Annotated in this window: 11 protein-coding genes and 1 pseudogene; 7 read left to right on the plus strand and 5 right to left on the minus strand. The window is 61.8% G+C overall.

The window, feature by feature from the left end; genetic code table 11:
- Window positions 1-4 precede the first annotated feature (4 nt).
- From ABCN07_RS01060 to ABCN07_RS01080, 5 genes are all read right to left on the minus strand, one after another.
- Complete coding sequence (locus tag ABCN07_RS01060) at window positions 5-658, minus strand: TrkA family potassium uptake protein (protein WP_126422528.1); 654 nt, start codon at window positions 656-658, stop codon at window positions 5-7.
- 2 nt (window positions 659-660) lie between these two features.
- Complete coding sequence (locus ABCN07_RS01065) at window positions 661-3,519, minus strand: cation-transporting P-type ATPase (RefSeq protein ID WP_343005166.1); 2,859 nt, start codon at window positions 3,517-3,519, stop codon at window positions 661-663.
- Window positions 3,520-3,827: 308 nt separating this feature from the next.
- Window positions 3,828-4,544 (minus strand): response regulator transcription factor, encoded by a 717-nt coding sequence (locus ABCN07_RS01070; protein WP_330027454.1) that lies wholly within the window; start codon window positions 4,542-4,544, stop codon window positions 3,828-3,830.
- Window positions 4,534-6,135, minus strand: coding sequence for an ATP-binding protein (locus ABCN07_RS01075; RefSeq protein ID WP_343005011.1), 1,602 nt, complete (start codon window positions 6,133-6,135; stop codon window positions 4,534-4,536). Before ABCN07_RS01075 ends, ABCN07_RS01070 begins: the two co-directional genes overlap by 11 nt.
- Before the next feature lie 72 nt (window positions 6,136-6,207).
- A complete protein-coding gene (locus ABCN07_RS01080) occupies window positions 6,208-6,996 on the minus strand; it encodes an ADP-ribosylglycohydrolase family protein (protein WP_343005012.1) in 789 nt (262 codons plus the stop codon).
- Between the two features lie 288 nt (window positions 6,997-7,284).
- On the opposite strand from ABCN07_RS01080, the gene metG reads away from it, so the two are divergent.
- The 7 genes and pseudogenes from metG (at window position 7,285) to ABCN07_RS01115 (ending at window position 14,388) form a co-directional block, all read left to right on the plus strand.
- The gene (metG, locus tag ABCN07_RS01085) at window positions 7,285-8,898 is read left to right on the plus strand and encodes a methionine--tRNA ligase (protein WP_343005013.1); all 1,614 of its coding nucleotides are present in this window, start codon (window positions 7,285-7,287) and stop codon (window positions 8,896-8,898) included.
- A 78-nt stretch (window positions 8,899-8,976) separates the two neighbouring features.
- Window positions 8,977-9,864, plus strand: coding sequence for a 16S rRNA (adenine(1518)-N(6)/adenine(1519)-N(6))-dimethyltransferase RsmA (gene rsmA, locus ABCN07_RS01090; RefSeq protein ID WP_343005014.1), 888 nt, complete (start codon window positions 8,977-8,979; stop codon window positions 9,862-9,864).
- Entirely contained in the window at window positions 9,861-10,913 is a 1,053-nt protein-coding gene (locus ABCN07_RS01095) for a TatD family hydrolase (RefSeq protein ID WP_343005015.1), read from the plus strand. The genes rsmA and ABCN07_RS01095 overlap by 4 nt, the downstream gene beginning before the upstream one ends.
- Before the next feature lie 108 nt (window positions 10,914-11,021).
- The gene (locus tag ABCN07_RS01100) at window positions 11,022-12,098 is read left to right on the plus strand and encodes a D-alanine--D-alanine ligase family protein (RefSeq protein WP_343005016.1); all 1,077 of its coding nucleotides are present in this window, start codon (window positions 11,022-11,024) and stop codon (window positions 12,096-12,098) included.
- A 155-nt stretch (window positions 12,099-12,253) separates the two neighbouring features.
- Window positions 12,254-12,394 (plus strand): annotated as a pseudogene (locus ABCN07_RS01105) (double zinc ribbon domain-containing protein); the annotation flags it as partial.
- A 15-nt stretch (window positions 12,395-12,409) separates the two neighbouring features.
- Window positions 12,410-12,955, plus strand: coding sequence for a phosphoribosyltransferase family protein (locus tag ABCN07_RS01110; RefSeq protein WP_343005167.1), 546 nt, complete (start codon window positions 12,410-12,412; stop codon window positions 12,953-12,955).
- A 443-nt stretch (window positions 12,956-13,398) separates the two neighbouring features.
- Window positions 13,399-14,388 (plus strand): transporter substrate-binding domain-containing protein, encoded by a 990-nt coding sequence (locus tag ABCN07_RS01115; RefSeq protein WP_343005017.1) that lies wholly within the window; start codon window positions 13,399-13,401, stop codon window positions 14,386-14,388.
- The last annotated feature ends 153 nt before the right edge of the window (window positions 14,389-14,541 follow it).

Raw genomic sequence — 14,541 nt, forward strand, 5'->3', positions numbered from 1 at the left:
CCTCCTAATCCGTCATGCCGAGCATGGCGCGGAACTTGCTTGCCGAGGTCGCCTGGACGGCGGCGTAGATGATGTCACCGTGGTCGAGGACCGTGCCCTGGGTGGGAACGAAGGTCTCGTTGTCGTGAGAGACGGCGACGATGCTAATCTCGCCAATGGCAGTGAGCTCGCGAACAGGACTGCCCTCGAGCATCGGCGGCACGTCGGCGCGAACGAGGCGCACGTCGCCGGAACCGATGCCGGTGACGTCATCGAGCTCGTTGAAGGTCAGGAGCTCGCAGACGCGCCTCACACCCCAGTCGGTGGTCGAGATGCTCTGGATGCCGAGCCTGCGGTACGTCTCGGCATTGCCGATCTCATACAGGCGCGCGATGACGCGCGGGACGCGATAGGTCTGTCGAGAGATACGGGCGACGACGATGTTCGTCTCGTCAGAAGCCGTGCAGGCGATGACGGCGCTCGCACGGTCGATGCCGGCGGCAGCGAGGACCTCACGGTCGAATCCGACGCCCGCTACGGTCTGGCCGCCAAACGTGGGGCCGAGCGCCTTGAGACGCTCGGGGTCCTGGTCGATGGCGCAGACCTCGTAGCCCTGCCTGTCGAGCTTGCGAGCGAGGCTCGTGCCCATGCGGCCCATTCCTACGACGATAACTTTCATCTTTACCTCTTTTCCGGTGCCTGCTTGATGGCGACGCCGTTGCGATCGATGTGGTTCCTCTTGCGAACGATGGCCTTTCGGGCCTCCTCGAGGAGGAGGATGACGGGCGGCAGCAGCACCAGGAACACGAAGTCATTCAGGACGAGCGGGCTGGTGTGGAAGACGCTCTGGAAGGGCGGGAACAGCGTGATGAAGATGATGAGTGCAATCTCGAAGAGAATACCCTTGTTGATCTGCTTGTTGGAGAACAGACCCACCGAGAAGACGGATGCGGTCTCCGTGCGGCAGTTCCAGACCTCGCCGATCTGCGTGAAGACGATGGCCGCGAGTGCCATGGTCGTCGCGCGGACGTAGATCGGATCAAGGTCGTTGCCCACGCCAAACATCTCGATGCCGGGGTGCCAGCCGTTCATGACCTGGCAGAACATGAACGCGGCGAAGGAGAACAGGGCGCCGAGCATTCCGTACCACAGGAAGGCCTTGCGCATGACCTTGCCGGAGAGCAGCGGCTCGTTGGGGTTGCGAGGCGGGTTGGCCATGACGTCAGCCTCGGGAGGCTCGGTGCCAAGACCAAGGGCGGGCAGCATGTCGGTGCCAAGGTCGATGGTGAGGATCTGCATCGTCGTGAGCGGCAGCGGCACAGCGCCACCGGAGAGCAGGTAGATCGCAGAGGGGACAGCCTCGGGCACGTTGGAGTTCAGGATATAGAGCATGAACTTCCTGATGTTCGCGTAGACCGCGCGGCCCTCTTCGATGGCGTGGACGATCGAGGCGAAGTTGTCGTCGGTCAGGATCATGTCCGCGGCCTCCTTGGCCACGTCCGTGCCGGTGATGCCCATGGCGACGCCGATGTCAGCCCTCTTGAGGGCGGGGGAGTCGTTCACGCCATCGCCGGTGACGGCGACGATCTCGCCCATCTGCTGCAGGTTCTCGACGACGCGCAGCTTCTGCTCAGGCGCCATGCGGGCGAAGACGACCTCGCCCTTCAGGGCCTCCTTGAGCTCGTCGTCAGAGGTCTTCTCGAGCTCGACGCCAGAGAAAACGCGAGGGTTCGGGCCCTGGACGATGCCGATCTTGCGGGCGATGGAGAGGGCGGTCAGGCCATAGTCACCCGTGATCATGACGACGCGGATGCCAGCACGACGGCACTCGGCCACGGCGTCGGCGACCTCGGGCCTGGGCGGATCCTGCATGACGAGGAGGCCGACGAAGGTGAGGCCACACTCGATGTTCTCGGGCGTGTAGTCGCTCATCGAACGGGGGATGGAAGTGTCGTCCGGGCTCAGGGGACGGTAGGCGAGGGCAAGCACGCGTAGGCCGTTGGCGGCATAGCCGTCGTTAGCGTCCATGATGCTCTTACGCATCTCGTCGCTCATCGGCATGACCTTGCCGTCAGTGCGGTAGTTGTCGGAGAGACGGACGACCTCGTTGGGAGCGCCCTTGACGAACGCAACGCGAGAGGCGCCATCGAGCGGACGCTTGAGCTGGTGGATGGTGGTCATGCGCTTGCGGCGGCTCTCGAAGGGGAGCTCTCTCACGCGAGGCATCTCGCGCTCGAGGCCCTCGAGGGAAAGGCCGGCCTTCTGTGCGCTGACGAGCAGGCAGGCCTCGGTCGGGTCGCCGAGGACGGTGTAGCGGCCACCCTCCTCGTCCGGCTCGACGAGACGGGCGTTGGAGCAAAGGGCGCCACCAGAGACGAGCAGGCGAAGCTCCTCATTGTCGGCGGCCTCCCACTTGTCCTTGCCGCAGAGAATCTCGCCCTTGGGGGCGTAGCCAACGCCGGAGACCTCGTACTCGCGGTCGCAGGTCCACAGGTGGTTAACGGTCATCTCGTTCTGGGTGAGGGTGCCGGTCTTATCGGTGCAGATGACGCTCGTGGAGCCAAGTGCCTCGACGGAGCTCAGCTTCTTCACGAGGGCGTTGCGCTTGCTCATGCGCTGGACGGCCATGGCGAGGGACAGCGTGACCGTGGGGAGCAGTCCCTCAGGGATGAACGCCACGACCATGCCAAGTGCGAAGATGAACGACGAGGCTAGGCCATTGCGAACAAACAGCACGTCGAGGAGGAAGAAGACGATGCCCATGCAGAGCGCGAACAGGGTGACCTGCTTGGTCAGTCGGTCGAGCTGACGCTGGAGCGGGCTCTCGGAGTCCTCCATGTTCTGCGTGAGGCTGGCGATCTTGCCAAACTCGGTCGCCATACCAATCTTGGTGACGACGACGCGTCCGTTGCCCTCGGAGACCGAGGTGCCGGCGAAGACGAGGTTAGGGGTCTCGGCGGCGGTAAGGTCGGCCTCGAGGACGGCGTCCGCGGTCTTCCTCACGGGGTTCGACTCGCCCGTGAGCGTCGACTGGTCGACCTGGAGGTCAGACGCGCGCACGACGCGGCCGTCCGCGGAGATCTTGTCGCCCTCGGCGAGGACCATGACGTCACCGGGGACGAGGTCCTCCGCGAGAACCTGAGCCTGCTGGCCGTCGCGGATGACGTTGACGTAGGACGGCAGCATCTTCTTCAGAGCCTCGGTAGCCTTGTCTGCCTGGTGCTCCTGCCAAAAGCTGAAGCAACCGTTGATGAGGTTGACCAGCCAGACGGAGACGCCAAGCTCGGGCATGCCGGCCACGAAGGCGATGATGCCGGCCACCCAGAGGAGGATGGCCATAAGGTGCGTGAAGTTTGAGAGGAACGCAAGGATGGGCGACTTCTTCTTACCCGCCTGGATAAGATTCTTGCCGTACTTAGCCTGCAGTTCGCTCACTTGGTCACTCGCGAGGCCGGCTTGGCTCGTGCCTAGCGACTTGAATACCGCGTCGCTCGTGAGTGCCGCGATCTGCGGCACCTCTTCCTCGTGCGTATCGGACATGGTGTTCAAGGACCCTCCTTTCCTTGTTCGCGCACGCGTTTTCTGACGCGTGCGACCGACGGTTGTTTCACCGTTGCAAGGGGAGAATATCCTCGCGATGACACTGGCTTTCAGTCTTTTTTGGGTGCGCGCAATTCCACACCTCACAGGCATAAAGTGTGCGTGAAGGTGACCTAAAGATAGCCTAAAGACCGAGGTAAAGCGTTTATTACGTCCTTATATGCCTTGTTCACATATGTGCAGGCGCGAAGCTTGCAGGTCGAGCTCGAGCCTACTCGCGATTCGGCTCGAACCACCAGCCAAAAGCCCTATTCGTCCGCGACGCGCATCATGCGGTAGCCCACGCCAATGTGCGTTTGGATGTAGCGCGGGTGAACCGGGTCGGGTTCGATCTTCTTGCGGAGGGTTCCCATAAAGACGCGGAGCGAGGCAAGGTCCGCCTGGTGATTGTTGCCCCAGACCTCGTGCAGGATGAAGCTGTGCGTGAGGACCTTGTCGACGTTGTGCGACAGAAGGCAAAGGAGCTTGTATTCGATGGGCGTCAGGTGCAGTTCTCCGTCGCCGAGGTATGCGATGCCTGCCGTGTAGTCGATTCGCAGGTCGCCGTTCTGGAATGTCGAAGGCTCTTGCCCTTGCGCGGGTGACTGATAGTTGAGTCGGCGTAGCGTCGTGCGGATTCGCGCCAGCAGCTCGCCTACGGAGAAGGGCTTGGTGAGGTAGTCGTCCGCGCCTGCGTCGAGCGCGCCGATCTTGTCGGCATCTTCGCTCCTCGCAGAGACGACGATGATGGGCATCTGAGACCAGCTGCGAATGGCACGGACGACCTCGATGCCGTCGATGTCGGGAAGCCCGAGATCGAGGAGGACCACGTCCGGCGCGCTCGAGGCGGACGCCGCGATGGCGCCTCTCCCGGTGCTCTCGCTGAGATGGCGAAATCCCTGTGTGTCGAGAGTCGTCAGGATGAGGTTCCTGATCGTTGGGTCATCCTCGACAACGAGAATCGTGGGACTCGATTCAGTCGGCATCTTCCGAGGCTCCTTCCGTGAGCTCATAGCGTGGCAGCGCGAACTCGAACGCGCATCCGTGGGGAATAGCGTCCCTAACGACGATGCTACCCCCATGTGCCTCCACAATCGACTTGCAAAGGGAGAGGCCAAGCCCGACGCTTCGCTTGGAATCCGCGAGCGCCCGGCCGATTGTATAGAAGGATTCGAAGACATGCGCCTTATCGCCATCTTTGATGCCGGGCCCATCATCTTCGACCCTGACAATGGCCTCGTTACCTTGCGAGTACGTTGAGACGCGGATGGTCGAACCCGCCAGCGTGTGGGTTACGGCGTTGTTCACCAGGTTGACCACGACCTGGACAATCAGCTTGGCATCCACTTTGACGAGGAGGAGGTCCTCACACGGCTCGATATCCAGACGATGCTGGCAGATGTCTGGATTGGCGTGGCGCAACGCCTCCTCGATGATGTCGTCGAGGAGCTCTACGGTGGTATTTAGCTGGACATTCCCATTTTCGAGGCGAGTGATGGCGAGGAGGTTCTCAACGGTGGCGTTCAGCCAGTTCGCGTCGGATCGAATGTCTCGGAGCAGCTCTCCGCGCTTGTCCGCGCTCAGCGCATCTCCGTCCGAGAGCAGAACGTCGGCGTTTCCCGAGATTGCCGTGAGCGGAGTGCGCAGGTCGTGCGAAATCGAGCGGAGGAGGTTGGCGCGAAGCTGCTCGTTCTTGGCAAGCACGGCGGCCTCCTCGCGCTGCTCTAGCGCCTGGATACGGTTGAGCGCGAGAGACGCTTCACCCACAACTGCCTCCGCCTCGTTTTGCTCGGCGGGGAGTGGCGTCTTATTGCCAAGGCAGGCACCCATTACGCCGATAACCTTGTCGTCCGAGATGACCGGCAGATAATAGCCGCTTGCGGAGGGGAAACAGCCGGTCCCGGCACCGACCGCGCCTCTGTTCTCCATAGCCCTACGAGCCATGGGAGTCTCGACGATTGGCTCTGTCTGCGTTGCCGAGACAGCGGAGAAGTGTCTTTGGGGAGCAAAGCCCGAGATGCCCTCGGCATACCAGATGACTTCGGCTTCGAGCAGCTTGGACAGCTGGGCGCCAATCGCATCTATGATCTGCTCGCGCGTAGAGCACCTGCGCAGCGCTTCGTCCGCTTCGAGGATGATCTGCGTCCTTCGATATGCGAGCTGTGAGGCGTGGACTTCGCGTCTGAGCGTCACGGCAACGGTACTGGCAATGAATGCGACCACGAACATAACTGCGAACGTCGCGGGATAGGTCCTGCCCCAGGCGGTGAGCGAGAAGCGCGGGTGAGTGAAGAAGAAGTTATAGAACAGGACCGCGAGGGCGGAGGCCACGAGGCAGTGGAGGCGTCCCACGGTGAGGAGCGAGACGCAGAGAACGGCCAAGACATACGTGATGACTATGCATGCTTCCATGTCGAGGCCGTAGAAGATGGCGCCAAGAACCGTGGCAAGCACCATCGTCAGGAAGACGATAAGCGTGTCGGTCGCGAAGCGCTTGAGCGTGGGCTTATCGGACCACGCGAAAACCCTCTGCTCGAACCACGAGACTATGCTCCAATTTGAGCACGGGCTTGCCATGTCGTCCCCATTCGTTTTTCGCCCTATCACGAGCTTGCCCTTTCTGCTTTCCTTCGAAATAAGTCGTAATTATTAGAATAGGCAGGCGTCAATCAGGTCCTTGGCTCTGAGCGTCTCAAGCCATGTATCCGGTATTCCCTCAATACCATAGACGATGCCGGCAAGCGCCCCGGCCACCGCGCCGGTCGTGTCGGTGTCGTCTCCCAGGTTGACTGCCATGAGCACGCACTCCGCAAAGCTCTCGGTGTTGGCGAGGCACCACTGGGCTGCCTCATGGGTGTCTCTGACAAAACCGCCGGAGCGGATGTCGCTGCGATCCTTGCTGACATTGACGCCGTGGGCAGCGGCGACATCGCGTGGGGTGGCGCCCGCTATGAGCTCGCGTGCCGCATGGACCATGCCTACGCAGGTTTCGGTTGAGACCCTGTGTGCGTGGGTAATTGCAGAGACGGCGCGAATCTCGTCGTCGGTGGCGCTTGTGAAGGCAAGCGGGACCGTTCTCATGAGCGATCCGTTGCCGTTGTCACGCTCGCCCGAGAGGCCCGTACCACGCTTGAGCGCAAGAATCGTGGTGTTGCCGATATCGAACAGCCTGTCACAGGTGTAGGCATCGTCACGGTACCAGGAAACGAAGCGTCTCCGAATGTCGTCCGTGTCAATACGTCCGAGCTCACGATAGCTGTCGCATATGGCGAGCGCCATCGAGGTGTCATCGCTCCAGGTGCCCGCCGGTTGGTGGTGGGTGCCGTAGCCAACCATGTCTGAACATTCATAGCTGTCGCGAGGACGGAATTCGAAAGGCACCCCAAGGGCGTCACCGATGGCCTGGCCATATACGCAGTCTCTAAGCGTTGCAGTCATGGTATCCCGCCTTTCTTCGAGGCCGCATGCAAACGGACGTCCCGAACTCCTCTCATCGGACCGGTCTTGATGGTAGACCAAATCGCGCGATTAATAGCATGAAGGGGAGGGCTCCCAGTCGCTGCTCGTTCAGACGAGAGGACGCTCAGATACCCTCCCCCTATTGGCCGCGAACAGTCCTTACGCTCCCGGGCCGCGCGACGGCGCTCTCGCGATACAATGTCACGCGGCTCATTCGCCTGCGGCCGGCCCATTTGCCGACGCACGTCCTAAGAAGAGGTTCCACATATGGCAGACAAGCCCTCGTACTTCGTCACCACCCCCATCTACTACGTCAACGCCGACCCGCACCTCGGCACCGCGTACTCCACCATCCTGGCCGACGTCCAGGCTCGTTACCGTCGCGCCGCCGGCTATAACGTCAAGTTCCTGACCGGCATGGACGAGCACGGCGAGAAGGTGGCCGAGGCTGCCGAGAAGCACGGCATGACCCCGCAGGAGTGGACTGACTCCCAGGCCCCGCACTTCAAGGACCTCTGGAAGAAGCTCGAGATTTCCAACGACGATTTCATCCGCACCACCGAGCCGCGCCAGTACAAGGCCGTGCAGTACCTCTGGGAGCGCATGAAGGAGTCCGGCTATCTCTACAAGGGTAGCTATGACGGTTGGTACTGCGTGCCCGATGAGACCTATTTCACCGAGACCCAGGTCGAGAAGGGCGACGAGGAGAACGGCACCCCCGGCGCCCACCTCTGCCCGGATTGCCATCGCCCGCTCGAGCGCGTGAAGGAGGAGAGCTACTTCTTCAAGCTCTCCGCGTTCCAGGATCGCCTCCTCAAGCTCTATGACGAGCACCCTGACTTCGTCCAGCCGGACTTCCGCATGAACGAGGTGCGCAGCTTCGTCGAGGGCGGCCTGAATGACCTCTCCGTCTCCCGCACGAGCTTCGATTGGGGCATCCCCGTTCCGTTCGATGACGGTCACGTCACCTACGTTTGGTTCGACGCCCTCCTCAATTACATGACGTCTGTTGGCTACGGCGTCGATACCCCCGAGGCGAAGGCCGAGTTTGCCTACCGTTGGCCCGCGAACACGCATATCGTTGGCAAGGACATCATTCGCTTCCACTGCGTGATTTGGCCTGCCATGCTCATGGCCATTGGCGAGGCCCTTCCCGAGCATGTCTTTGCCCACGGCTTCCTCACGGTCCGCAACTCGGAGACCGGTAAGGCCGAGAAGATGTCCAAGAGCCGCGGCAACGCCATCGCCCCGCACGAGGTCATCGACCTTCTCGGCGTCGAGGGCTATCGCTACTACTTCATGACCGATGTCGTGCCTGGCACGGATGGCGCCATTAGCTTCGAGCGTATGGAGCAGGTCTACAACGCTGACCTCGCGAACAGCTGGGGTAACCTCATCAGCCGCTCTGCCAACATGAGCGTGAAGTACTTCGACGGCTGCGCTCCTGCCAAGCCCGCGAGCGCCAACGCCTTCGCCAACCCGCTCGCCGAGGTCGCAGACGGCATCTTCGAGCGCTACTCCGCGCGCATGGACGTCTTCGACTACGCTGGCGCTAAGGACGAGGTCATGGCGCTCGTCCACGCGGCAAACCACTACATCGAGGACTCCGAGCCCTGGAGCCTCGCCAAGGATCCCGCCAAGGCTGACGAGCTCGCCTTCGTGATCTACAACCTGCTCGAGGCCATCCGCATCTCCGCGCACCTGCTTGCGCCCTTTATGCCCGAGACCAGCGCCGAGGCCCTCCGCCGCATCGGCGCCGAGTCTGAGGCCGGCACCGATGACCTCTCCGGCGCTTGCGCCTGGGGCGGCCTGGCCGGTGGCACTCCCGTCGAGAAGGGTGAGGCCCTCTTCCCGCGCCTCAAGCTCGACGAGGACAAGTAATCTAGCTCTTTGACGCTGTGCCCGCGGCCGCCCGGCTTGCCCTGGCGGCCGCGGGTGCTCTTTTGATTGGACGGTCAAATGACCACATCCCCGCTTGCAAGCCCGGCCGCTACGAGGGGCCTGCTGGAGGAGTTTGGCCTGGCGACCAAGCATCGCCTGGGGCAGAACTTCCTTATCGACAATCACGTGATCGAGCGCATCATGTCCCTTGCCGAGCTGGATGGCAGCGAGCGCGTGCTCGAGGTCGGTCCCGGCATCGGCACCCTCACGCTCGCCCTCTTGAGCGAGGCTTCGCGCGTTGTCTCCGTGGAGGCAGACCCAGAGCTCGAGCCTGTTCTCGAGGCTCACGCGGAGGAACACGATGGTTTCGCCTTCATCATGGGCGATGCGCTCAAGGTGACACCGGCGAAGATTGCCGAGGCTGCCGGTGGCGAGCCCACGGTATTCGTCGCGAACCTTCCCTATAACGTTGCCGCTACGATCATCCTCCAGTTCTTCCAGACGATGCCTGCCCTTAAGCGCGCCGTCGTCATGGTGCAGAAGGAGGTCGCGGATCGTATTGCGGCGGCACCGGGCAACCGCACCTATGGAGGCTATACGGCCAAGCTCGGGCTTTATGGCCACGTTACTGGTCGCTTCGAGGTTCCGCCGCGTTGCTTCATGCCGGCGCCGCACGTTGATTCCGCTGTCGTGCGCATCGATCGCGGGGGCGTCGAGCTTCCTGACGGAATTGATGCCGAGGCCGTCTCTTGCGTGATCGACGCCGCCTTTGGACAGCGGAGGAAGACCATCCGCAACTCCATGGGCTCGAACGGGTTCGATAAGGCCATGCTTGACGAGTCGTTCCCGGTCGCCGGCGTGGATCCGAGCGCGCGTGCGGAGACCCTCTCGACGACAGATTTCGTTCGCCTGACGGCCGCGCTCGCCCAATCTGTGCCCGCTACGGGGAAGAGCGAAGCTCGATGAGCCACGCCGCCCTGCTTAACGCCGATGCCCTCACGCTCGAAGACGGAATGCTCTTTCATACGAAAAAGGGCAAAGCACGCGAGTTTCCGTCGCCGCTCGCCCCTCTTGCTGACACTCATGGGCACCTGACGGTGCTTAAGAGCCATGACCCGGCCCTTGCGCTTGCGCGTGCGGCGCTTGCGGGCGTGCGCCTGCTTGTGGTTCCGCTCGATCCTTTCGATGACTGCGGCTCCACCGAGGATGACCCCGCCCCCCGTCGAAGCCCGTCGGACCTTCTGTCGTTTCTCGACGAGGCATACGATCTCGCCCTGCCGCTTATGGCGGAGTTCGCGGAGGCCGGGCTGGTGCCGCCCTCGTTTCTTGGCTATGAGCCGCTGCCGCTCGCCACGCCAGAGCTGCCTCTTGACCTGCGATTCGTTGCCGGTTCTCATCCGTATAACGCGCCATATTTCGACGACGCGGCCGAGGCTCGCATGCGCGAGTTGCTTCAGGGTGAGCGTTGCGTTGGCGTTGGCGAGATTGGTCTCGACTTCGGTCCCTATAACGAGGTCGATGTCGAGACTCAGCTTATTGCCTTCAGACGTCAGCTCGCTATTGCCCATGAGCTAGATTTACCCGTCGAGTTGCATCTCAGGAGCGCGTCGGATGACCCTGATGCCTCCGCACATGCGTTGGCGGCGCAGGTTCTCCGCGAGATGGGCGTGCCCGCCGCTGGCTGCGATATCCACTGTTTCACGTCGGGCCCGGAAGTTGCCGAGCAATTCATAGAACTTGGCTGCTCGATTGCCTTTGGCGGCGCCGTTACCTTTGGCAAGAGCGACGACATTCGTGCGGCCGCCGCGAAGGTCCCGCTCGACCAGCTTCTCTCGGAGACGGATTGTCCCTATATGGCTCCCGTCCCGCTCCGTGGGGAGGAATGCGAGCCCGCGATGGTTGCTTATCAAGCTGCCTGCGTTGCTGATGTTCGTGCGGAGTTCGGCGTTTCTTCGCGCGAGGAAACGTATCGCGCCCTGTGGAATAACGCTTGCGCGCTCTTCCGACTGAGCTAACCTATCTTCGATGATTTACCGTCCGTCGCGTACCGCATAAACGGGACGCGGCGCTGTTTGATATGAAGTTGCTTGAGTGGTAAATGCCACATGTCAGATGGGAGTCACATGGAAGGCACCCTTCATGTCGCCGTTCTCTTTGGCGGCACTTCGTCCGAGCACGATATTTCGCTTCGTTCGGCCAACAACGTCCTGCACGAGCTGTCGGGCCTTGAATATGACCTTACGCTCGTCGGCATCACGCGCGATGGCGAATGGCTCAACTACACGGGCGTCCTCGATGATGTTGACGAGGGCGATGCATGGGCCGCGCACGACGTGTGCCCCGTGGTTGTCGTTCCCGGTGGCGGGCTTTGTCGTCATGAGGCAAACGGAACCCTGACCCGTCTCGATGTGGACGTTGCGCTCCCGGTGCTTCATGGCCAGGGCGGGGAGGATGGCGTTACACAGGCGCTTCTTGAGAGCGCTGGCGTGCCGTATGTCGGCTGTGGGGTCCTCTCGAGCGCCGTCTGCATGGATAAGGACGTCTCGCATCGCCTGGCCGCGAGCGCAGGCGTGCGAGTCCCCAAGTGCGAGGTCCTCTATCGCGGCGCAAGCGTTGCGGATGCGGAGGCTGCCGTTAGCGCATGCGGTGGCTATCCCGTGTTCGTGAAGCCCACGCGAGGAGGCTCTTCCTACGGAGTCTCTAAGGTCGCCGATGAGAACGAGATGGCTCGCGCTCTCGAGCTCGCCTTTTCGCTCGACCCCAAGGTCTCCGTTGAGGAGGCCATCGTCGGCACCGAGGTGGGATGCGCCGTGATCGGCGACGCGACGTCGGGCCTCGAGATGGGCGTCGTGGACGAGACCGTCGTCTCGGATGGTGGGTTCTTCCATATCCACCAGGACCAAACCGCAGGTGCCTCGGCTTCCTCTCAGAACTCGTCCCTTCGCTGCCCGGCACAGATCTCGGATGAGGATATGGCGCTCGTTCGCAAGACGGGCTTTGCCGTGTACGAGGCCCTGTGCTGCTCCGGATTTGCGCGCGTGGACCTCTTCGTGACGCCCGAGCACGAGGTCGTCTTCAACGAGGTCAACTCCATTCCGGGACTTACGCGCTATTCGCGATTCCCGGAGATGATGAAGGCGTCTGGTCGCGAGCTTTCAGGCGTCCTTGATCAGCTGATTCGCTCGGCGGCGAAGAACTAGCCCGTGCTCCCGGCATTGGTGTTGAACCTGGAGCAAGACTGATTATGGCCGAGGCCCTCTTCGCGTATAAGCGATAGAATTGTTGACACCGAGAATCCCCTTCGTGCTTGCATGGAGGGGATTCTGTGCATTTGGGGTCTGTTTGTAGTGCCGCCATGGAGGTTGTCTGGCCGACGCGCTGCGTCGTTTGCGATGAGCCTGGGGAGTTAATCTGCGAGTCGTGCCGGAACTCTCTCCCGTGGATCGAACAACGTCTCGCGTGCCCGAACTGCGGGGCTCCCTTTGGTCGGCTCGCTTGTACGGAGTGTGACTTGCCTCAAGGCGGAGGATGGGAAGCTCGCTCGTGCGTCTGCGCCTTACCGCTCGAGGGCGTCGGCCGCGCGCTGGCCGTTGCTCACAAAGACGCGGGGGAGAGGCGCCTTGCAGCGATCATCGCCGCGATAATCGCGACCTCTCTTGACGAGGCGGCAACTCTACCCGCCACTGACGGCTCGGCCCGCTTTGACGCGAACGAAACGGATGCCGTCTGCTTCGTGCCGGTGACGCCTGAGGCGTTCCGGCGCAGGGGCTTTGACCATATGGAGGCGATCGCGAGGTTCCTCGCCTCCTTTCTCGACTTGCCGTTGGCAGACGTTCTCGCGCGCGAGGACGCCAAGGACCAGCGTAAGCTCGGTCGCGAGGGAAGAAAGGCAAACCTCGAGAGCGGCGTTATGGTTATCGAAGACGTTACGGGTTGCTCGCTGCTGCTCGTTGATGACGTCCTCACGACCGGCACGACGGTTCGCGCTTGCGCGCGCTGTTTGCTTGAAGCCGGAGCGGCGGATGTCACCGTTTGCGCCCTCGCGCGCTCGTGGTGAGGCCTAGGAGGTGAATTCACAGTCTCACCATGCCTAAGCTGCTATAATGCGGAAGTCTCATTCAGGTCTGTGGTTGCGGGCCGGTGGGTCAGTCGATACGTTGCGAGCCAAAGTTGGCCAGTGCGTTCGTCTGTCCCTGCGGGCGTGTGCCCGCAGCCGTCCCAAGTCCATGCCAGACGAGGGCAAAGGGATCCACGTAAGTCAGTCCGCGCGCGGGCTGGCGATCATGGCTCGTCCTAGAAGTAAGCCGCACCGTTCGTTAGATGAGGGGCTAAAGCTCCGCGGGCGAGAGAGTCACGAGTGGCGGACGCCGCGGCGTCCAAAGCAAACGCTCCAGTGCGCGAGTGTGGGGTCAAATACCAGGTCAGCTGTCTGAGACCACTGACAACTTCCGGCATGTGCCGGCCCAGTGGGCGCTCGCGCCCGAGATACGAGGAGACTCGATGAAACGCTCGTTGGCGGCTAAGCCCGTCCTCGCCTCCCTGCTTGCGGTGGCTTGCACTGTTGCCCTTGCGGGCTGCTCTAACCCGCTCGAGGCGATTAGTGACGCCTTTGCCTCTCCCACAGTCGAAGAGGCCCGATCTCAGCGCGCTGCCGCTGCCACACCGGCTGTCTCCTCTCCGTCCGTTCTCGAGGACGGCGCCCTTACGGTTGGTCTCAACCGTTCTTCTTCGGCTCCCATGTGCATGACTGACCAGGCTGGCTCTTACCAGGGTTATGACGTGGACATGGCGTATGCGCTTGGTGATGAGCTCGGCCTTTCTGTCAAGCTCGTTAGCGTTTCGAGCACTTCCTCTTCGCTTGGCTCTGAGTGCGACGTCGTCATGGGCGAGACCTCGGGCCGTTCGAACGTGACCGTTGCTGGCTCCTATGCCGAAGACGCGATTGGTTTCTTCCACAAGGGTGACGAGACGGTTGCCTCTAGCATGGATCTTCGCGGTAAGAGAATTGGCGTCCAGGAGGGCTCCTCTTCTGCCCAGTATCTCAAGCGCAGCGACCTCAACGCCACGGAGCAGGATTTCCAGAACCTGAACGACGCGTTTGATGCGCTTGACCAAGGCATTGTTGACTACGTGCTTTGCGACGCGTTCTCGGGCGCCTTTCTTTCGGGTTCCTATGACGGCATCGCCTTTGCCGGCTCCATCAATGCCCCGTCCATGATTGGCGTTGGGGTTATGACCTCTAACACCGATCTCCAGATGGCGGTCAAAGACGCCCTCGACAAGATCTCCTCCAATGGAGTCGGCGACGTTATTCGCGCCAGGTGGCTCGGCGGTTTGAGCCCCTTGACGGATTCCTCGCAGATCTCTGGCATCACGCTTTCTGCCGGAACCGTCGAGGGGTCAGAGTCTGACTCCTCTGGGATTGAGGGTGTGACCTCGGGAATTCAGGACGGATCGACCGCTGGTGCCAATGCCGCGGACGTCTATTAATGCCTACTTAGTCTGTCTAAGCGTGTGACTGTTCGCTTGTGAAGGGTGGAATCGGTAACCGGTCATTTATTTTCTCGCGAACTTTTTTGTCGCGTTTGGGTATCTAGAGAGTACGGACGTAAGTCCCAAGGGCTCGCGTCCCCGGAACGTGCA

This window comes from Collinsella sp. 1033st1_E11_1033SCRN_220408 (genome assembly GCF_039062465.1).
Lineage (GTDB): Bacteria > Actinomycetota > Coriobacteriia > Coriobacteriales > Atopobiaceae > Parolsenella.

Coding starts and splice junctions, on each gene's coding strand:
- ABCN07_RS01080 (WP_343005012.1), bottom strand. CDS start 6,996: ATGACTGCAACGCTTAGAGACTGCGTATATGGCCAGGCCATCGGTGAC.
- ABCN07_RS01075 (WP_343005011.1), bottom strand. CDS start 6,135: ATGGCAAGCCCGTGCTCAAATTGGAGCATAGTCTCGTGGTTCGAGCAG.
- ABCN07_RS01095 (WP_343005015.1), top strand. CDS start 9,861: ATGAGCCACGCCGCCCTGCTTAACGCCGATGCCCTCACGCTCGAAGAC.
- metG (WP_343005013.1), top strand. CDS start 7,285: ATGGCAGACAAGCCCTCGTACTTCGTCACCACCCCCATCTACTACGTC.
- ABCN07_RS01100 (WP_343005016.1), top strand. CDS start 11,022: ATGGAAGGCACCCTTCATGTCGCCGTTCTCTTTGGCGGCACTTCGTCC.
- ABCN07_RS01115 (WP_343005017.1), top strand. CDS start 13,399: ATGAAACGCTCGTTGGCGGCTAAGCCCGTCCTCGCCTCCCTGCTTGCG.
- ABCN07_RS01060 (WP_126422528.1), bottom strand. CDS start 658: ATGAAAGTTATCGTCGTAGGAATGGGCCGCATGGGCACGAGCCTCGCT.
- rsmA (WP_343005014.1), top strand. CDS start 8,977: ATGACCACATCCCCGCTTGCAAGCCCGGCCGCTACGAGGGGCCTGCTG.
- ABCN07_RS01065 (WP_343005166.1), bottom strand. CDS start 3,519: ATGTCCGATACGCACGAGGAAGAGGTGCCGCAGATCGCGGCACTCACG.
- ABCN07_RS01070 (WP_330027454.1), bottom strand. CDS start 4,544: ATGCCGACTGAATCGAGTCCCACGATTCTCGTTGTCGAGGATGACCCA.